Below are 19,633 nucleotides of genomic sequence, written 5' to 3'. Positions count from 1 at the left end.
TTTTCACCAAACTGGCCGGTCGGTATGCGCTTACTACGCTGACCTGCGGTGTTACCCGCGTTAACTCAGACTTTTGCGGTCCGGGAGCGGCCGATGCGCCCCGCCGCGGACCGTCAGTCCTTGAGGACCGGGAAGCGGCGGGGCGCCAGGAGCAGCAGCACCAGGAAGGCCGCGGCGGCCGCGCACCCGGCGCCCAGATACACCGCGTGCACCGCGTCCGCGATCGCCCGCCGCGTGGCCTCCGGCACCGCACCCCCGTCCAGGCCCCGTGTCACCGAGTCCAGGTCGCTCGCACCGCCCAGCCGGCCGGCGAGCACGCCGTTGGCCACCGCGCCGAACACCGACGCCCCGATCGTCTGGCCGGTCTGACGGCAGAACAGCACCGACGCCGTGGTCGTGCCGCGTTCCGCCCACCCCACCGTCGACTGCACCCCCACGATCAGCGGGAGCTGGAACAGGCCCAGGGCCGCGCCCAGCAGCAGCATCAGCAGGGCCGGCTGCCACGCCTCGCCCGGATACGGCAGGAACGGGAACGCGAACAGGATCAGCGCCGCCGCCCCGATGCCGAGCATCGCGGTGTTGCGGAAGCCGATCCGCCGGTACACGTGCTGGCTCAGGGCCGCCGAGACCGGCCAGCTCAGCGTCCACACGGACAGGACGAAGCCGGCCGCCACCGGGGCCAGGCCCAGCACCGACTGCGCATACGTCGGCAGGAACACGCTCGGCGCCACCATCAGCAGCCCCAGCGAGCCCAGGGCGAGATTGACCGCCGCGATCGTACGGCGCCGCCACACCCAGCCCGGGATGATCGGCTCGGCCGCCCTGCGTTCCACCAGGACCACCACCCCGGCCAGCGCAAGTCCCGCCGCGAACAAGGCCGTTGACGGTCCCGACAGCCAGGGCCAGGCCACCCCGCCCTGCACCAGGGCCGTCAGCAGGACGCCCCCGCACGCGAACACCGCCAGCGCGCCCGCCCAGTCGATACGGGGACGCGCGGCCGACTCCCGCTGCGGCTCGTGCAGATGACGGACGATCAGCCACAACGCCAGCGCGCCGATGGGGAGGTTGACCAGGAAGATCCAGCGCCAGTCGGCGTAGGCGGCCAGGACGCCTCCCACGCCCGGGCCGGCCACCGCCGACACCGCCCACACCGTGGACAGCTTGGACTGGATCTTGGGACGGTCCTTGAGCGGGTAGAGGTCGGCGGCGAGCGTCTGCACCGTGCCCTGGAGGGCCCCGCCGCCCAGGCCCTGGAGGATGCGGAAGGCGATCAGCGCCCCCATGTTCCAGGCGACCGCGCACAGCAGCGAACCGGCCAGGAACACCGAGGCGCCCGCTATCAGGACCGGCTTGCGGCCGAAGGTGTCCGACAGCTTGCCGTACACCGGGAGCGTCACCGTGACGGCGAGCAGATAGCCGGAGAACAGCCAGGAGAAGACCGAGAAGCCGCCCAGGTCACCGACGATCTGCGGGACGGCCGTCGAGACGATGGTGGAGTCGAGGGCGGCGAGCGCCATGGCGAGCATCAGCGCGGCGACCACGGCGCCGCGTCTGTGCGGGTCCCGCGTGCGCTCCGTGGCGGCCGTCCGTATGCCGGTCTCCCCCTGGTCCACAGGATTCCTTCCCCTTGCATCTATCTGCCGCCGAACAGCTTCCCATTGACCCTGACGCGACGGGAGGGTGGAAGCTGACCGGGCCGGAGGGTGGACCGCAACCCCGAGAACGTCTCCACCCGTCGGTGGACTGCCCCTAGGGGTTCCTCCGTACTACGGCCCGGGGAGGGTTCGTTCCGCCGGAGGAGGAACGGGGCCCAGGGCGTCCTTAACCTGGTCTTACGTCTCTGGGGCGCCGGTGAGGGGTGGTTGACCGAACCGGCGGGGGTGGGGTTTTCCCCAGGACAAGAGGGTGCCGGGCACCAGCGCGCCGGACCCCTCCGCGAGGCCAGACTCAACCGCGTAACCAGCACAGCACATCCGGCAGGACCGGTCCGACGCAGCACTCGTGCGTCATCTTCACAACCGACATAGGAGATTTACCATGACTTCGGCCGTGACCATTCCCAGGCACGGGGGCACTGGAGGGCGTACGGCCGTAGCCGCGCGGGCGCGGCAGGTCGTGAAGGCGTACGGGGCCGGTGAGACCCGTGTCGTCGCCCTCGACCACGTGGACGTGGACATCGCCCGCGGGCAGTTCACCGCGATCATGGGCCCCTCGGGGTCCGGCAAGTCCACGCTCATGCACTGCCTGGCCGGGCTCGACACCGTCTCCTCGGGGCAGATCTACCTCGACGAGACCGAGATCACCGGGCTCAAGGACAAGAAGCTCACCAAGCTGCGCCGGGACCGGATCGGGTTCATCTTCCAGGCGTTCAACCTGCTGCCGACGCTGAACGCGCTCGAGAACATCACGCTGCCCATGGACATCGCGGGCCGTAAGCCGGACAAGCAGTGGCTGGCCCGGGTCGTGGACACGGTCGGGCTCTCCGACCGGCTCAAGCACCGGCCCACCCAGCTCTCCGGCGGTCAGCAGCAGCGCGTCGCCGTGGCCCGTGCGCTGGCCGCGCGGCCCGAGATCATCTTCGGTGACGAGCCGACCGGAAACCTCGACTCCCGTGCCGGGGCCGAGGTGCTGGGCTTCCTGCGCCGCTCGGTCGACGAGCTCGGGCAGACCATCGTGATGGTCACGCACGACCCGGTGGCCGCTTCGTACGCGGACCGTGTGCTGTACCTCGCCGACGGCCGGATCGTCGACGAGATGTACAAGCCGACCGCGGACGCGGTCCTCGACCGCATGAAGGACTTCGACGCCCGGGGGCGCACGTCATGACCGTGCTGAAGACGTCGATGCGCAACTTCTTCGCGCACAAGGGGCGCATGGCCCTCTCCGCGATAGCCGTGCTGCTGTCGGTGGCCTTCGTCTGCGGGACGCTGGTCTTCACCGACACCATGAACACCACCTTCGACAAGCTGTTCGCGGCCACGTCCTCCGACGTGACCGTCAGTGCCAAGAGCGCCTCCGACAGCGGTGAGACGACCGCCGGCAACGGCAAGCCGCCGGTCATGCCGGCGTCCGTGGTCGGCAAGGTGCGCGCCGCGCAGGGCGTGAAGTCGGCGGAGGGGACCGTCTTCTCCACCTCGGTGACCGTCGTCGACGCCCAGAAGGACGACCTGTCGCCGAGCAGCGGCGCCCCGACCATCGTCGGCAACTGGAACTCCAACGACGCCCGCACCATGAAGATCACCTCCGGTACGGCGCCCAAGGGGCCGGACCAGGTGATGGTGGACCGCGACACCGCCGACAAGCACCACCTCAGGCTCGGTGACGGACTCGGCCTGATCAGCGCGGTCGGCACGCACCAGGCGAAGATCTCCGGCATCGCCGACTTCCAGGTCACCAACCCCGGTGCGGCGATCTTCTACCTGGACACCAGGACGGCGCAGGAGACGCTCGTCGGACAGACCGGCGTCTACACGAACGTCAACGTCACCGCCGCTTCCGGCACGAGTGACCCGCAGCTGAAGAAGAACGTGGTCGCCGCCCTCGGCACCGGCTACAAGGTGCAGACCGCCAAGGAGACCGCCGAAGCCAACCAGAAGAACGTCGAGAGCTTCATGAACGTCATGAAGTACGCGATGCTCGGCTTCGCCGGGATCGCCTTCCTCGTCGGCATCTTCCTGATCATCAACACCTTCTCGATGCTGGTCGCGCAGCGGACCCGAGAGATCGGGCTGATGCGGGCCATCGGGTCCAGCCGCAAGCAGGTCAACCGGTCCGTGCTGGTCGAGGCGCTGCTGCTGGGTGTCTTCGGGTCGGTGCTGGGTGTCGGCGCCGGCGTCGGCCTCGCGGTCGGCCTGATGAAGATCATGGGTTCGCTGGGGATGCACCTGTCGACCGCCGACCTGACGGTCGCCTGGACGACCCCGGTGGTCGGCCTCCTCCTCGGCGTCGTCGTCACCGTCCTCGCCGCCTACCTGCCCGCCCGCCGGGCCGGCAAGGTCTCCCCGATGGCCGCGCTGCGCGACGCGGGCACCCCGGCCGACGCCAAGGCGGGCCGCATACGGGCCCTGGTGGGCGTGGTGCTGACCGGTGCGGGCGGCTACTGCCTCTACCTGGCCGCGAACGTCGACAAGGCGAAGGACGGCACGCCGTGGCTGGGCCTCGGCGTCGTGCTCTCGCTCATCGGGTTCGTCGTCGTCGGCCCGCTGCTCGCGGCCGGCGTGGTGCGTGTCCTGGGCGCCGTACTGCTGCGGATGTTCGGCCCCGTCGGGCGGATGGCGGAGCGGAACGCGCTGCGCAACCCGCGCCGTACCGGCGCCACGGGTGCCGCCCTGATGATCGGGCTCGCGCTGGTCGCCTGTCTGTCGGTGGTCGGCTCGTCCATGGTCGCCTCCGCGACGGACCAGCTCGACAAGACCGTCGGCACGGACTTCATCATCGGGAACGACAAGGGGCAGCCGATCGTCCCGCAGGCCGTGAAGGCGGTGAAGTCGACGCCGGGTCTCGAGCGGGTCACCGAGTACAGGATGGCCAAGGCCGACTACACCACCCCCGACGGCAAGCTGCTCAAGGACACGGACATCACGGCGGCCGACCCGACGTACGCGACCGACCTGCGTACGAAGACCGTCGCCGGCAACCTCAAGGACGCGTACAAGCCCGACTCGATGTCGGTCCACGACAAGTTCGCCAAGGCGCACGGCATCCACCTGGGTTCGAAGATCAAGGTGGCCTTCAGGAACGGCGCGACGGCGAATCTGACGGTCCGGGCGATCACCAGCAGCGACGGTCTGATCGACTCGGGCTCGAAGTACACGGCGATCACCACGCTCGCCAAGTACGTCCCCGCCGACAGGATGCCCCTGGACCAGCTGGTCTTCGCCACCGCCAAGGACGGGCAGCAGGACACGGCGTACAAGTCGCTGAAGTCCGCGCTGCACGACTACCCGCAGTACAAGGTGCGCGACCAGACCGACTACAAGCAGGCCCTGAAGGACCAGATCGGCCAGCTGCTGAACATGATCTACGGCCTGCTGGCCCTCGCGATCATCGTCGCGATCCTCGGTGTCGTGAACACCCTGGCGCTGTCGGTGGTCGAGCGGACCAGGGAGATCGGGCTGATGCGGGCGATCGGCCTGTCGCGGCGGCAGCTGCGCCGGATGATCCGCATGGAGTCCGTGGTGATCGCCCTGTTCGGTGCCCTGCTGGGGCTCGGCCTGGGCATGGGCTGGGGCGCGACGGCCCAGCAGCTGCTCGCGCTGGAAGGCCTGAAGGTCCTCGAAATCCCCTGGTCGACCCTGATCGCGGTCTTCCTCGGCTCGGCCTTCGTGGGTCTGTTCGCCGCGCTGATCCCGGCCTTCCGGGCGGGTCGCATGAACGTACTGAACGCGATCGCCACCGAATAGCCACCGCACACGGGGGTTGCGGGGGAGCGCCCGGTGCCGGGGAGTCTTGGGGGACTCACCGGTGCCGGGCACTTTTGCTCGCCCCCGCCGCCCCTTCCCATTCCCGTCCCCTGGGGGCTGCCGCCCCCAGACCCCCGCTTCGGCCTGAACGGCCTCGTCCTCAAACGCCGGACGGGCTGAAAACCAGCCCCTCCGGCGTTTGAGGAGCGGGGGTCCGGGGGCTGGCCCCCGGTACGGGACGGGTAGGGGCGGCGGGGGCGAAAAGCCTCAGCCCAGCCGGGCTTCCAGCTCCGCCACGATCTCGTTCACCCCGACCGCAGCCTGCTCACCGGACTCCATGTCCTTGAGCTGGACGACACCCTCGGCGAGGTCGCGTTCACCGGCGACGATGGTGTAGCGGGCGCCGCTGCGGTTGGCGTTCTTCATCGCACCCTTGAGCCCCTTGGCCCCGTACGAGAAGTCCGCGGCGATGCCCACCTTGCGCAACTCGGTGACCTTGGCGAACAGCACACGACGCGCCTCATCGCCCAGCGGCACCGCGAACACGCTGGTCGTGGAGGGCAGTTCGAGCTCCACGCCCTCCGCCTCCAGGGCGAGAACCGTGCGGTCGACGCCCAACGCCCAGCCGACGGACGGAAGGGCCGGACCGCCGATCATCTCCGACAGACCGTCGTAGCGGCCGCCGCCACCCACCGCGGACTGGGAGCCCAGACCGTCGTGGACGAACTCGAAGGTCGTACGGGTGTAGTAGTCCAGGCCGCGGACCAGCTTCGGGTCGTCCTCGAAAGCGACGCCCGCCGCCGTGATCAGCTCACGGACCTCCTCGTGGTACGCCTTGCAGGCGTCGCAGAGGTAGTCGCGGAGCAGCGGGGCGTCGCCCAGCTGCTTCTGGACCGACTCGCGCTTGTCGTCCAGGACGCGCAGCGGGTTGATCTCGGCGCGGCGCAGGGTGTCCTCGTCGAGGTCCAGACCGCGCAGGAAGTCCTGCAGCGCGGCCCGGTAGACGGGGCGGCACTCCTTGTCGCCCAAACTGTTGAGCAGGATCCGGAAGTTGCTCAGCCCCAGTGAGCGGTACGCCTGGTCCGCCAGGATGATCAGCTCGGCGTCGAGCGCAGGATCCTCCGCACCGATCGCCTCGGCGCCGACCTGCGAGAAGTGCCGGTAACGGCCCTTCTGCGGGCGCTCGTAGCGGTAGTAGGAGCCCGAGTACCAGAGCTTGACGGGCAGATTGCCCAGCTTGTGCAGGTTGGCCTCCAGCGCCGCGCGCAGCACGGACGCCGTGCCCTCGGGGCGCAGGGCGAGCCTGTCGCCGCCCTTGGTCTCGAAGGCGTACATCTCCTTGGTCACGATGTCGGTGGACTCGCCGACACCGCGCGCGAAGAGCTCCACGCTCTCGAAACCGGGGGTCTCGATGTAGCCGTAACCGGAGTTGCGCAGCGGCGCGGCGATCGCCTCGCGGACCGCCAGGAACTTGGCGCTGTCCGGCGGGATCAAGTCGTACGTGCCCTTGGGGGCCTTGAAGGTGCTCACGGAAAGTCTCGTCACATTCCTCGTCGGGGAGCGTCCACGCTCCCGAGGCCGGCGGCCACCTGCCGCAGATACGGGTTGGTGGCGCGCTCCTGGCCGATGGTCGTCTGGGGGCCGTGGCCGGACAGCACCACGGTCGAGTCCTCGAGCGGCAGGCACACGCGGGCCAGCGAGTCGAGCATCTCGGCCATGTCACCGCCGGGCAGGTCGGTGCGTCCGATGGAGCCGGCGAAGAGCAGATCCCCGGAGAAGAACACGGAAGGGATCTCCGTGGTCTCCGGCATCTGGAAGGTCACCGACCCCTTGGTATGGCCGGGCGCGTGCGCGACGGAGAACTCCAGACCCGCGAGTCCCAGCTTCGCACCGTCGGTCAGCTCCTTGACGTCGTCGGGCTCCCCCACCGTCAGCTCGCCCATCAGCTGCATGCCGATGGAGCGGCCGAGCGCCTTCTCCGGGTCCGCCATCATGTAGCGGTCCTCGGGGTGGATCCAGGCCGGTACGTCGTGCGCGCCGCACACCGGGACGACCGAGGCCACGTGGTCGATGTGACCGTGGGTGAGGACGACCGCGACGGGCTTGAGCCGATGCTTCTTCAGCGCTTCCTCGACTCCTTGGGCGGCCTGATGGCCCGGGTCGATGATCACGCACTCCTCACCGGCGGCGGGGGCGACGAGATAACAGTTCGTCCCCCAGGCCCCGGCGGGGAACCCGGCAATGAGCACGATCGTCCTTCGTTGTGTCGATACGGGCGGCTGCTGCTGACCTCAGAGCCTACCGGCGCTGCCGATTCCTCAGCGAACCCATATACGGTACGGGGCACACGCAGGCGGTCGGCTCACAGGACGCACGCGTACCGGTGGACATACGAGACGCATGAGGAGAGAACCCGGTGGTCACCCAGGAACAGCGCAAGCGTCAGCTCGCCCGGGAGAAGTTCTTGCGCCAGCAGCAGCGGCGCACGGCCGCGCGGCGCAAGGCGAGGATGCGCAACTCTGTGATCGCGTCGGTGCTCGGTGTGGTCGTCATCGGCAGTGTGGCGCTCTACACGACCGGGGTCCTCAAGGGCGACAAGAGCGACGACAAGGCCAACGCGAGCTCCCAGACGTCCCCGAGCGCCGCCCCGACCAGCAAGGCACCCGACCCGTGCGCGAAGCCGGCCACGGGCTCGGTGAAGAAGCTGAGCTGGAAGAAGGAGCCGGCGATGACCATCGACAAGTCGGCGAAGTACACGATGGATCTCGCCACCACGTGCGGTGACATAGACATCGCGCTGAAGGCGTCGGCGGCGCCGCACACCGTCAACTCGTTCAACTTCCTCGTCGGCAAGGGCTACTTGGACCACACCAAGTGCCACCGGCTGACCGATCAGGGCATCTACGTGCTGCAGTGCGGCGACCCGCAGGGAACCGGAATGGGCGGTCCCGGCTACACGATCCCGGACGAGAACCTCAAGGACAAAGGCCTCAAGGGGCAGGTGTACCCGGCGGGCACCGTCGCCATGGCCAACCAGTACAACGCCCAGACGAAGCAGGGCCGCAACACCGGCGGCAGCCAGTTCTTCCTGGTCTACCAGGACAGTCCGCTGCCGCCCGACTACACCCCGTTCGGCACGATCTCCGCGTCGGGCATGAAGGTTCTCAAGAAAATCGCCGCCGCGGGAGCCCAGGCCGCCGACCCCACGACGGGCAACACGGCACCCAATGCGACCGTGGTGATCAACAAGGCGACGATCACCAAATCCTGACCGTCAAGTGCGAAATTTCGGTCGCGCGGGATGCGGACAGGCAACCCGCCGGTCGCCTATGTTGGCCGTGACGAAACTGTGGACGATGCCCGGGGGCACTGAGGCCCCTCGCAGGCATCATGTGGAGGAGGCGCTGTGAGCAGCGACCCGTGGGGCCGCGTCGACGAGACGGGGACCGTGTACGTGCGTACGGCCGACGGCGAGCAGGTCGTCGGTTCCTGGCAGGCCGGCTCCCCCGAGGAGGCGCTGGCCTATTTTGAGCGCAAGTACGAGGGCCTGGTTGTCGAGATCGGCCTCCTCGAGAAGCGAGTGAAGACCACCGACCTGTCCGCGAAGGACGCGCAGACCGCCATCGACCACATCCGCGAGCAGGTCGACGCGCACCACGCGGTCGGCGACCTGGACGCGCTGCGGAAGCGGCTGGACAAGCTCGTGGCGACGGTCGAGGCGCGCCGTGAGGAGCGCAAGCAGCAGCGCGCCAAGCAGTCCGACGAGGCGCGCAGCGCCAAGGAGGCCCTGGTCGCCGAGGCGGAACAGCTGGCGCAGTCCGACCAGTGGCGGGCGGCCGGTGAGCGGCTGCGCTCGCTGGTGGACACCTGGAAGGGGCTGCCGCGGCTCGACCGCAAGTCGGACGACGAGCTGTGGCACCGTTTCTCGCACGCCCGGTCGGCGTTCTCCAAGCGCCGCAAGGCGCACTTCGCCTCGCTGGACGCGCAGCGCGAGGAGGCCCGCAAGGCCAAGGAGCGGCTGGTCGCCGAGGCCGAGGCGCTGTCCGGCTCGACGGACTGGGGACCCACGGCCGCCCGCTACCGCGAGCTGATGACCGAGTGGAAGGCCGCGGGCCGCGCCCAGCGCGAGCACGAGGACGACCTGTGGAACCGCTTCCGCGGTGCCCAGGACGTGTTCTTCGCCGCCCGCAGCTCGGTCTTCGCTGAGCGGGACGCCGAGCAGTCGGAGAACCTGAAGCTGAAGGAGGAGCTGGCCGAGGAGGCCGAGAAGATCCTCCCGGTCACGGATCTCAGGGCGGCGCGCGCCGCGTTCCGCTCGGTCAACGAGCGGTGGGAGGCCATCGGCCACGTACCGCGGGACGCGCGCCCGAAGGTCGAGGGCCGGATGCACGCCGTGGAGCGGGCCATCCAGGAGGCCGAGGAGGCCGAGTGGCGCCGGACGAACCCGGAGGCACGCGCGCGTGCCGAGGGTCTGACCGGTCAGCTCCAGGCCGCCGTGGACAAGCTGAAGGGCCAGATCGAGCAGGCCCGCGCCCAGGGCAACAACGCCAGGGCCGACAAGCTGGAGCGCGAGCTGGAGGGCCGCCAGGCGCTCCTGGACCAGGCTCTGAAGGGCCTCCAGGAGTTCGGCGGCTGACACCTGTTGCGTGGAGAAGGGGCCCGTACCGCGAGGTACGGGCCCCTTCTCGTCGTACGTCTGGTTCTACGACCTGCTGCGCGCCGAGGTCACGCGGTAGACGTCGTAGACGCCCTCCACGCCACGCACCGCCTTCAGGACGTGGCCCAGATGCTTCGGGTCGCCCATCTCGAAGGTGAAGCGGGAGGTGGCCACCCGGTCGCGGGAGGTCTGGACGGCCGCGGAGAGGATGTTGACGTGCTGGTCGGACAGGACACGGGTGACGTCCGAGAGGAGCCGGGAGCGGTCCAGGGCCTCGACCTGGATGGCGACCAGGAAGACCGAGGACTGGGTGGGCGCCCACTCGACCTCGAGGATGCGCTCGGGCTCGCGGGACAGTGACTCCACGTTGACGCAGTCGCTGCGGTGAACCGATACTCCGCTACCGCGCGTGACGAAACCGATGATGGGGTCGCCGGGAACGGGTGTACAACAGCGGGCCAGCTTGACCCACACGTCCTCGACGCCCTTGACGATGACGCCCGGGTCGGCACTGGAGCGCCGCTTGCGGCTGCGGCTGCGGGACGGCGGGACCGTCTCGTCGATCTCCTCGGTGGCCGCCTCCTCGCCGCCGAGCGCGGAGACCAGCTTCTGCACGACGTTCTGCGCGGAGACATGGCCCTCGCCGATCGCCGCGTACAGCGCGGAGATGTCCGGGTAGCGCATCTCGTGCGCGAGCGTGACGAGCGAGTCACCGGTGAGGATGCGCTGGATCGGCAGGTTCTGCTTGCGCATGGCGCGGACGATGGCGTCCTTGCCCTGCTCGATCGCCTCGTCGCGGCGCTCCTTGGAGAACCACGCGCGGATCTTGTTGCGGGCGCGCGGCGACTTCACGAAGCCGAGCCAGTCACGGGAGGGGCCCGCGCCTGCCGCCTTGGAGGTGAAGACCTCGACCAGGTCGCCGTTGTCGAGGGTCGATTCCAGCGGTACGAGTCGGCCGTTGACCCGCGCTCCTATGGTGCGGTGGCCGACCTCGGTGTGGACCGCGTACGCGAAGTCCACCGGCGTCGCCCCGGCGGGGAGCGCTATGACGTCGCCCTTCGGAGTGAAGACGAAGACCTCGTTGCGCGACAGGTCGAAGCGCAGGGACTCCAGGAACTCGCCCGGGTCCTCGGTCTCCTTCTGCCAGTCGAGGAGCTGGCGCAGCCAGGCCATGTCGTTGAGGTGGTCGTCCTTGCCGCCGCTCTTGGGGGCGTCCGAACGCACCTTGGAGGCGCCGGCGACGGCCTCCTGCTTGTACTTCCAGTGCGCGGCGATGCCGTACTCGGCGCGGCGGTGCATGTCGAAGGTGCGGATCTGCAGTTCGACGGGCTTGCCGTTGGGGCCGATGACCGTCGTGTGCAGTGACTGGTACATGTTGAACTTGGGCATCGCGATGTAGTCCTTGAACCGGCCGGGGACCGGGTTCCATCGCGCGTGCACGGTGCCGAGGGCGGCGTAGCAGTCGCGGACGGTGTCGACGAGGACGCGGATGCCCACCAGGTCGTAGATCTCCGCGAAGTCACGGCCGCGGACGATCATCTTCTGGTAGACGCTGTAGTAGTGCTTCGGGCGGCCGGTGACGGTCGCCTTGATGCGCGCCGCGCGCAGGTCCTGCTGCACCTCGTCGGTCACTATGGCGAGGTACTCGTCCCGCTTGGGCGCCCGCTCGGCGACGAGCCGCACGATCTCGTCGTACATCTTGGGGTAGAGGATCGCGAAGGCGAGGTCCTCCAGCTCCCACTTGATGGTGTTCATGCCCAGGCGGTGGGCGAGCGGCGCGTAGATCTCAAGGGTCTCGCGCGCCTTCTTCTCCTGCTTCTCGCGCTTGAGGTAGCGCATGGTGCGCATGTTGTGCAGGCGGTCGGCCAGCTTGATGACCAGGACGCGCGGGTCCTTGGCCATGGCGACGACCATCTTGCGGACGGTCTCGGCCTGCGCGGCCTCGCCGAACTTCACCTTGTCCAGCTTGGTGACACCGTCGACGAGCAGGGCGACGGAGTCGCCGAAGTCGCGACGGAGCTGGTCGAGGCCGTACTCGGTGTCCTCGACGGTGTCGTGCAGCAGACCGGCCATCAGCGTGGCCGGATCCATCCCCAGCTCGGCCAGGATGGTGGTCACGGCGAGCGGATGCGTGATGTACGGGTCGCCGCTCTTGCGCTTCTGGCCGCGGTGCCAGCGCTCGGCGACCTGGTAGGCCTTCTCTATCTGCCGCAGCGTCGACGTCTCGATCTTCGGGTCGTTGCTGCGCACTATCCGCAGCAGCGGCTCCAGGACCGGGTTGTACGGGTTGGAGCGCTGGACGCCCAGGCGGGCGAGGCGGGCGCGGACGCGGTTGGAGGAGCCCGAGCGGGCGGGCTGGCCGGTGTTCGGGCGCACCGCGGGAGAGGGCGTGGGCCGCTCGGGTGGCGCGGGCTTGGGGCGCGACTGCTCGGCCGACTTGTCGACGGGCGCGGACTGGGCGTGCTCGACCGGCCCGCGGGTGTCGTTCTTCGCGTGCGGCGCGGTCGGCGCGGGCTTGGCCGCGGCTGCCGAGGCGGACTCGGGCTTGGCGGCGGTCAGGTGCTGGGCCTCGTCTGGCAAGAGGACTCCTCGTGCGCGATCCGGGTCCCCCGGTCAGGCTCCGGAGACCCCATGGTAGCGATCCTGGGCCGCAGGATCGCCTTCAGGCCAATGTGAGGGCCGTCTACGGGAGAAACACAAGGGGCTGCCGCAGGATTCCGGGAGGCGGCTTCGGGGCGATCCGAGGGTGTCCTGGGGGTGGCCGGGGGCTTGCCGCCGGCGTGGCATCGCGGAGGCTTGCGGGAGGTCGCGCCGGAGAAGCTGACCGGCGCTTGCGCCGGAGCAGTGCTTCGCGGCGCGGCAGGGCCTCCCGGACCTGCGGAGCACCACAGCCCCGCGCGGGAAGAGCAGGCCGGGCGGTTGCGGGAGCGCCGGAGCTCGGGCCGAAGCGGCGCTGGGAAAGGCGGTGCGCAGGTCGGTGATGCGCGAACGGCCGCCCCGGGGTCCGGGGCGGCCGTTCGGCTGTGGGTGTGTGCCGTGGGGTCACACGGTGAGCAGGGCCTCCAACGGGGCTCCGGTGAGGGCCGGCTCCAGGCGGCTGCGGCCGCCGAGGAAGCCGAGTTCCATCAGGACGGCGAGGCCGGCGACCTCGGCGCCCGCGCGGCGGATCAGCTGTATGGAGGCCTCGGCGGTGCCACCCGTGGCGAGGACGTCGTCGACGATCAGGATGCGGTCGTCGGCGAGCAGGTCCTCGGCGTGCACCTCGATCTCCGCCGAGCCGTACTCCAGGTCGTACGACTGGCCGAGGGTGGCCCCGGGGAGCTTGCCGGCCTTGCGTACGGGGATGAAGCCGAGGCCGGCGCGGACGGCGACCGGGGCGCCGAGGATGAACCCACGGGCCTCCAGGCCGACGACCTTGGTGGCACCCGTGTTGGCGGCGATCTCGGCGAGCGCGTCGGTGAGCGCCGTGAAGGCCGCCGGGTCCGCGAGCAGCGGGGTGATGTCCTTGAACATCACGCCCGGCTCCGGGTAGTCGGCCACGTCACGGATGCGGCTGAGCAGCAGCTCCTTGATGTCCGTCATCGGCGCTTCCCGGAGGGACGGCCACGGCCGCGGTTGCGCGACGCGGGCTGGTGGCGCGGGCCGACCACGGCGTGAGCGGCGTCCTCCGGCTCGTCGTCGTAGCGGTCGTCCGCGGTCTCGGCCTCCAGCGGCCCGCCCTCCGCCGCGACCTGGGCGCGCTTGGCGAGGACGCGCTTCCTGAGCGCCTTCATCTGCGGCTCGCGCTCCTTGAGGTCGGCGACGAGCGGTGTGGCGATGAAGATCGAGGAGTACGCACCGGCCGCGAGACCGACGAACAGCGACAGCGAGATGTCGTTGAGCATGCCGGCACCGAGGAAGCCGCCACCGATGAACAGCAGGCCCGCGACCGGCAGCAGCGCCACCACCGTGGTGTTGATGGACCGCATCAGGGTGCTGTTGATCGAGCGGTTGGCGACGTCGCTGAAGGTCCAGCGGGTCTGCTTGGTGATGTCCTTCGTCTGCTCCTTGAGGCTGTCGAAGACGACGACCGTGTCGTAGAGCGAGTAACCGAGGATCGTGAGCAGACCGATCACCGTGCCCGGCGTGACCTCGAAGCCGACCAGGGCGTAGATGCCGGTCGTGATGGTGATGTCGTGGATCAGGGCGACGAGGGCGGCGACCGCCATCCGCCATTCGAACGCGATCGCCAGATAGACCACCACGAGGATCATGAAGATCGCCAGGCCCTGCCAGGCCTTGTTGGCGATCTGGTCACCCCAGCTGGGGCCGACCAGGTCGGCGTTGATGTTCTCGGCGTTGACGTTCAGGTCCTTGGCGAGCTTGTCCTTGATCGCGTCGGACTTGTCGGTGTCGATGCCCGCGATCTGGATGCGCAGGCTGCCGTCGCCGAGCTTCTGGACGATCGCGTCGTGCCCGGAGGCCCCCTTCGCGTACCCCTCGGCCGTGGCGACCGAGGCGGTCATGTGCTTCGGGGTGGTGAAGACGGCGCCGCCCTGGAACTCGATGCCCATGTTCAGGCCCCGCACCGCCAGGCCGAGGATGGCCGTGATGGTGATCAGGATCGAGACGCCGTACCAGATCTTGCGCTTGCCGACGAAGTCGTAACCGACCTCGCCACGGTGCAGTCGGGCGCCGAGGCTGCCGAGTTTCGACATCTCACGCCTCCTTCGGGTCGACGGGGGCGGAGGGACGACGGGTGCGGCGCAGCGGCGGCTTGGCGCCCAGGGCCTTCGGGTCGAGGCCCGACCACTTGTGACCGCCGTAGAAGAACTTCTTGCGCGCGAGGACCGTCATCAGCGGCTTGGTGAACAGGAAGACGACGACCACGTCCAGCACGGTGGTCAGACCGAGCGTGAACGCGAAGCCCTGGACCTTGCCGACCGTGACGATGAACAGCACCGCGGCGGCGAGGAACGACACGAAGTCGGAGACCAGGATGGTGCGCCGGGCGCGCGGCCAGGCACGCTCGACGGCGGGGCGCAGCGAGCGGCCCTCGCGGATCTCGTCCCGGATCCGTTCGAAGAACACGATGAACGAGTCCGCCGTGATACCGATCGCGACGATCGCACCGCAGACCGCCGGCAGGTTCAACGCGAAGCCGATGGCCTCACCGAGCAGCGACATGAGCGCATAGGTGAGGATCGCGGAGACCAGCAGCGAGGGGATCGCGATGACCGACAGGCCGCGGTAGAAGATCAGCAGGTAGATGACGACCAGTGCGAGGCCGATGGCACCGGCGATCAGACCGGCGTGCAGCTGCTCGCCGCCGAGCGCGGGGGTCACCGTGGTGACGCTGTCCTCCTTGAAGGTCAGCGGCAGCGCGCCGTACGACAGCATGTTGGCGAGGCTCTGGGCCTCCTGCTGGCTGAAGCTGCCGGTGATCTCCGCGTTGCCGCCGGTCAGCGCCTGGTTGACGGACGGGTCGGAGACGACGTTGCCGTCGAGGACGATCGCGAACTGGTTCTGCGGGGACTGGTTCTTGGCCAGCTTGCCGGTGATGTCACCGAACTTCTTGGAGCCCTTGCCCGTGAAGTCCATGGTGACAGTCCAGCCGGCGGCGGTCTGCGTGTTGAAGCGGGCTTGGGCGCTCTTGACGTCGGTGCCGTCGACCTCGGCGGGGCCGAGGATGTACTTCTGCCACTGGCCGGCGGAGTTCTGGCCGCAGGCGATCGTCGGGTCGCTGGGCTTGGCGCCCCTGCCTGCGACGGCGCGCTGCTTCTTGTCCGTGCAGTCGAGTGCGGTGTACTGCGCCTCCAGCTTGCTGGCGGCCGCGCTGCCGGAGGAGCTGGTGCTCGGGGACGGGGAGGCGGAGGTCTTCGCGCTCGAGGAGGCGGTGGCGCTCGGCGTCGCGTCGGCCTTCAGGGCGCCGGTGACGGCGCGGCCCTGCGAGGTGGCGGTCGCCGACGGCGTCGCGGAGGAGGACGGGGTCGACTTGCCCGTGGCCTTCTCGGTGGCCTTGTCCGTGGCCTTGCCCGAGGGGCTGGTGGAGGCGCTCGGCGACGGGCTGGTCGCGGCGCCGCCGGAGACCTCGGTGGTGAGCACCGGGCGGAAGTACAGCTTGGCGGTGGTGCCGACCTGCTGCCGCGCTTCCTTGGAGTTCGTGCCCTTGGGGATGTTGACAATGATGTTCTTGTCGCCCTGGGTCTGAACCTCGGCCTCCGAGACACCAAGACCATTGACGCGGTTGTTCATGATCTCGACCGCGGTGTCCATGTTGGTCTTGTTGATCGCGGACTCCTGGCCCGGCTCTGCGACCGCCCGGAGGGTGATGCTCGTACCACCGGCCAGGTCGATACCGAGACGCGGAGTGGTGTTTCCGGAGGCGAACATTCCTCCGGTGAGCGCCACGATGGCGATCAGGATGAGGGCCAGCGAGCGCCCCGGCTTGCTCTGGGCGCTCGCGCTCCGGCCCTTTTTAGGTGCTGCCACCTTCTCGTACTCCCTCTCGGGCCGATCCGCGCCGGGTCAGCGCGGTGTCGGCCATGACATGGTGTCGGGATCCCCGTGTGCGAGATGCGCACGTCCCGGGGCGCGCGAGGTCGGCCGCGCGCCCTGGGACGTGACTACTTCGCCTCGGAGTCGCCGTCGGTCTTCTTCGGCTCTTCGTCCGACGTGGCCTCGGCGGCCGGGGTGTCGTCGGCCGGCTCCTCGGGCGCGTCCTTCTTGTCGAGGTCGACGGACTTGTCGTCGGAGGCGGCAGCTTCGTCGGCGGAGTCGTCGGTCTCGGTGAGGGAGGAGGCGTCGTCCGGGACCAGGTCGGAGTCGGACTTCAGGTCGTGCTCGATGCCGTGCACGATGCGGTTGTACTCGTCGTCGCTGAGCACGGAACCGATGGCGTTCTTCGCGAAGAGGAGCTCGACGCCCGGGCCGGCGTCCAGGAGGACCGTGTCCTCGTTGACCTCCTTGACCGTCGCGTACATGCCCCCGATCGTGCGGACGCCGCTGCCGGGCTGCAGCTCATTGCGCATCTGGGCGGCCTGCTGCTGCTTGCGCTTGGCCGAGCGGGTCATGAGGAACATGGCCCCGATGAGCACGATGAACGGGAGGAGCATGGTGATATTCACGGGACGGAATTTCCTTCGCACGACCGCGATGGAGAGCGGCCTCATGGATGGGGGTATGTATACCGCCGACAAAGGCGGCATCGGCGGAGTCTAAGCGAGTCTCCGCGCATGGAACAACGCTCAGCATGGCACCTGGGTTCCTGGCCCGGCCAATGCCCGCGCCGTCACAATGGCATCACGTCCCGAACAGGTCCTGTTGTCCGTTTCCCGCAGTGGCCGAGCGGGGCGGGGTGAGACCGAGATGCGCCCAAGCGGCAGGCGTGGCGACCCGGCCGCGCGGGGTACGCGCGAGCAGTCCTTCCCGTACGAGGAAGGGCTCGGCGACCTCTTCCACGGTCTCGCGCTCCTCCCCCACCGCGACCGCGAGGGTGGACAGGCCGACGGGCCCGCCACCGAAAAGCTTGAGCAAAGCCTCCAGCACACCGCGGTCGAGCCGGTCGAGGCCGCGGGCGTCGACCTCGTAGACCTTCAGCGCGGCTCCCGCGATGTCCCTCGTGATGATTCCGTCGGCCTTGACCTGGGCGTAGTCCCGCACCCGGCGCAGCAGGCGGTTGGCGATACGGGGTGTGCCGCGGGAGCGGCCGGCGATCTCGGCGGCGCCCTCGGCCTGGATCTCGACGTCGAGCAGGTTCGCCGAGCGGTGGATGACGCGCTCCAGTTCGGCGGGCTCGTAGAACTCCATGTGTGCGGTGAAGCCGAAGCGGTCGCGCAGCGGGGGCGGCAGCAGTCCCGCGCGCGTGGTGGCGCCGACCAGCGTGAACGGGGGCAGTTCGAGCGGGATGGCGGTGGCGCCGGGGCCCTTGCCGACGATGACGTCGACGCGGAAGTCCTCCATCGCCATGTACAGCATCTCCTCGGCGGGCCGGGACATGCGGTGGATCTCGTCGAGGAAGAGGACCTCGCCCTCCTGGAGGGAGGAGAGGATCGCGGCGAGATCGCCCGCGTGCTGGATGGCGGGGCCGGAGGTGATGCGGATCGGGGCGCCCATCTCGGCCGCGATGATCATCGACAGGGTGGTCTTGCCGAGGCCCGGGGCGCCGGAGAGCAGCACGTGGTCGGCGGTGGCGCCACGCGCGCGTGCGGCGCGCAGCACCAGGTCGAGCTGCTCGCGGACCTTCTCCTGGCCGATGAACTCGTCCAGGTCCTTGGGGCGCAGGGCCGCCTCGACGGCCTGGTCCTCACGGTCGGCGACGGAGCCCACCAGCCGCTCGGGGCCGGGGGCGTCGGTCGGGTCGTCCCAGTTCACTGAGATCTCTCCTCACTGGGGTGGCGCAGGTCGGTCAGCGGGCACGGTTGAGGGTCTGCAGGGCCGCCTTCAGCAGCTGACCGACCTGAGGCGTGCCCCCGGCCGCCTCGGCCTGCGGTGCCACGGCGGACACGGCCTCGTCGGCCTCGCGGGTGGCGTACCCGAGGCCGATCAGCGCGGCGTGCAGCTGGTCGCGCCAGCCGGAGGTGACCGCCGTACCGACGGCCGGGGCGCCGATCGGCTCGCCGAGCCGGTCCTTGAGCTCCAGCAGCAGCTTCTGGGCGCCCTTCTTGCCGATGCCCGGGACGGCGATGAGGGCCTTCTCGTCGCTCGTGGACACCGCCCGGCGCAGGGCGTCCGGGGTGTGCACGGCCAGCATCGCCTGCGCCAGCCGCGGGCCGACCCCGCTGGCCGTCTGCAGCAGTTCGAACACCTGGCGCTCGTCGTCGTCCACGAAGCCGTAGAGCGTCAGCGAGTCCTCCCGTACGACGAGGGAGGTGGCCAGCTTGGCCGGCTGGCCGAGACGGAGCGTGGAGAGGGTGTTCGGCGTGCACTGCACGGCCATGCCGACACCGCCGACCTCGACCACGGCGGCGTCGGGGGCGAGTGCGGCGACCGTGCCGCTCACGAAGGCGATCATGCCGTACGGCCTTTCGTTGCGTTGGCTGCGTGCAGGGCGACCGCCTGCTGGAGTCGGTTCTGGGCGGGGGCGCGCCAGATGTGGCAGATGGCGAGCGCGAGGGCGTCGGCCGCGTCGGCCGGTTTCGGGGGTGCGTCGAGCCGGAGCAGACGGGTCACCATGGCGCCGACCTGGGCCTTCTCCGCGCGGCCGCTGCCGGTGACGGCCGCCTTGACCTCGCTCGGGGTGTGCAGGGCGACGGGCAGGCCGCGGCGGGCGGCGCACAGCATGGCGACGGCGCTGGCCTGGGCGGTGCCCATCACGGTCCGTACGTTGTGCTGGCTGAACACCCGCTCCACGGCGACGACTTCGGGCCGGTGCTCGTCCAGCCACTGCTCGATGCCCTGCTCGATGGCGACGAGGCGCTGCCCCAACTCGGCGTCCACGGGCGTCCGTACGACACCGACGCCCACCATGGTGAGCGGCCGGCCCGCGACCCCCTCGACCACGCCGACGCCGCATCGCGTGAGCCCAGGGTCCACCCCCAACACCCGCACGCGCCCTCCCCTCAGTGATCTTCGACTTCCACGCCAGGCTAGCCGC

15 protein-coding genes are annotated in these 19,633 nt (G+C 69.7%); 4 read left to right on the top strand and 11 right to left on the bottom strand.

The annotated features are described in order from the left end of the window. Positions 1–113: 113 nt before the first annotated feature. Positions 114–1,613 carry an MFS transporter gene (locus ACWC1K_RS39890; RefSeq protein ID WP_450837953.1) on the bottom strand — a complete coding sequence of 500 codons (1,500 nt, stop codon included), beginning with the start codon at positions 1,611–1,613 and terminating at the stop codon, positions 114–116. Between the two features lie 424 nt (positions 1,614–2,037). Between ACWC1K_RS39890 and ACWC1K_RS39885 the strand changes: the two genes are divergently transcribed. Continuing rightward, positions 2,038–2,826, top strand: a complete 789-nt coding sequence (locus tag ACWC1K_RS39885; protein WP_365845913.1) for an ABC transporter ATP-binding protein — start codon at positions 2,038–2,040, stop codon at positions 2,824–2,826. After that, positions 2,823–5,402: an ABC transporter permease gene (locus tag ACWC1K_RS39880; protein WP_450837952.1), complete on the top strand. Its 2,580-nt coding sequence runs from the start codon at positions 2,823–2,825 to the stop codon at positions 5,400–5,402. Before ACWC1K_RS39885 ends, ACWC1K_RS39880 begins: the two co-directional genes overlap by 4 nt. A 267-nt stretch (positions 5,403–5,669) precedes the next feature. Here ACWC1K_RS39880 and hisS read toward each other — a convergent pair whose 3' ends face one another. Both hisS and ACWC1K_RS39870 read right to left on the bottom strand, forming a co-directional pair. Further along, positions 5,670–6,932, bottom strand: coding sequence for a histidine--tRNA ligase (hisS, locus tag ACWC1K_RS39875; RefSeq protein ID WP_450837951.1), 1,263 nt, complete (start codon positions 6,930–6,932; stop codon positions 5,670–5,672). Positions 6,933–6,943: 11 nt separating this feature from the next. Then, positions 6,944–7,651, bottom strand: coding sequence for an MBL fold metallo-hydrolase (locus tag ACWC1K_RS39870; protein WP_450837950.1), 708 nt, complete (start codon positions 7,649–7,651; stop codon positions 6,944–6,946). Positions 7,652–7,818: 167 nt separating this feature from the next. Here ACWC1K_RS39870 and ACWC1K_RS39865 point away from each other — a divergent pair, with 167 nt between their 5' ends. After that, complete coding sequence (locus ACWC1K_RS39865) at positions 7,819–8,673, top strand: peptidylprolyl isomerase (RefSeq protein ID WP_450837948.1); 855 nt, start codon at positions 7,819–7,821, stop codon at positions 8,671–8,673. Between the two features lie 135 nt (positions 8,674–8,808). Continuing rightward, positions 8,809–10,038, top strand: a complete 1,230-nt coding sequence (locus ACWC1K_RS39860; protein WP_450837946.1) for a DUF349 domain-containing protein — start codon at positions 8,809–8,811, stop codon at positions 10,036–10,038. Between the two features lie 66 nt (positions 10,039–10,104). On the opposite strand, the gene relA is transcribed toward ACWC1K_RS39860, so the two are convergent. The 8 genes from relA to ruvC form a co-directional block, all read right to left on the bottom strand. Further along, positions 10,105–12,639 carry a GTP pyrophosphokinase gene (gene relA / locus ACWC1K_RS39855; protein ID WP_450837944.1) on the bottom strand — a complete coding sequence of 845 codons (2,535 nt, stop codon included), beginning with the start codon at positions 12,637–12,639 and terminating at the stop codon, positions 10,105–10,107. A gap of 462 nt (positions 12,640–13,101) precedes the next feature. Beyond that, positions 13,102–13,641: an adenine phosphoribosyltransferase gene (locus ACWC1K_RS39850; protein WP_450837942.1), complete on the bottom strand. Its 540-nt coding sequence runs from the start codon at positions 13,639–13,641 to the stop codon at positions 13,102–13,104. Then, positions 13,638–14,756, bottom strand: coding sequence for a protein translocase subunit SecF (secF, locus tag ACWC1K_RS39845; RefSeq protein ID WP_450837940.1), 1,119 nt, complete (start codon positions 14,754–14,756; stop codon positions 13,638–13,640). Before secF ends, ACWC1K_RS39850 begins: the two co-directional genes overlap by 4 nt. A 1-nt stretch (position 14,757) precedes the next feature. Next, the gene (gene secD / locus ACWC1K_RS39840; protein ID WP_450837939.1) at positions 14,758–16,530 is read right to left on the bottom strand and encodes a protein translocase subunit SecD; all 1,773 of its coding nucleotides are present in this window, start codon (positions 16,528–16,530) and stop codon (positions 14,758–14,760) included. Between the two features lie 134 nt (positions 16,531–16,664). Next, positions 16,665–17,153 (bottom strand): preprotein translocase subunit YajC, encoded by a 489-nt coding sequence (gene yajC, locus ACWC1K_RS39835; protein WP_450837999.1) that lies wholly within the window; start codon positions 17,151–17,153, stop codon positions 16,665–16,667. A gap of 187 nt (positions 17,154–17,340) precedes the next feature. Further along, positions 17,341–18,411, bottom strand: a complete 1,071-nt coding sequence (ruvB, locus tag ACWC1K_RS39830; protein ID WP_450837937.1) for a Holliday junction branch migration DNA helicase RuvB — start codon at positions 18,409–18,411, stop codon at positions 17,341–17,343. 34 nt (positions 18,412–18,445) lie between these two features. Further along, complete coding sequence (gene ruvA, locus ACWC1K_RS39825; protein WP_115909326.1) at positions 18,446–19,051, bottom strand: Holliday junction branch migration protein RuvA; 606 nt, start codon at positions 19,049–19,051, stop codon at positions 18,446–18,448. Then, positions 19,048–19,587 (bottom strand): crossover junction endodeoxyribonuclease RuvC, encoded by a 540-nt coding sequence (gene ruvC, locus ACWC1K_RS39820; RefSeq protein ID WP_099927474.1) that lies wholly within the window; start codon positions 19,585–19,587, stop codon positions 19,048–19,050. Before ruvC ends, ruvA begins: the two co-directional genes overlap by 4 nt. Between the last annotated feature and the right edge of the window lie 46 nt (positions 19,588–19,633).

It is taken from the genome of Streptomyces sp. NPDC001492, assembly GCF_053597275.1.
This window is presented reverse-complemented; position numbering and strand designations above follow the sequence as displayed.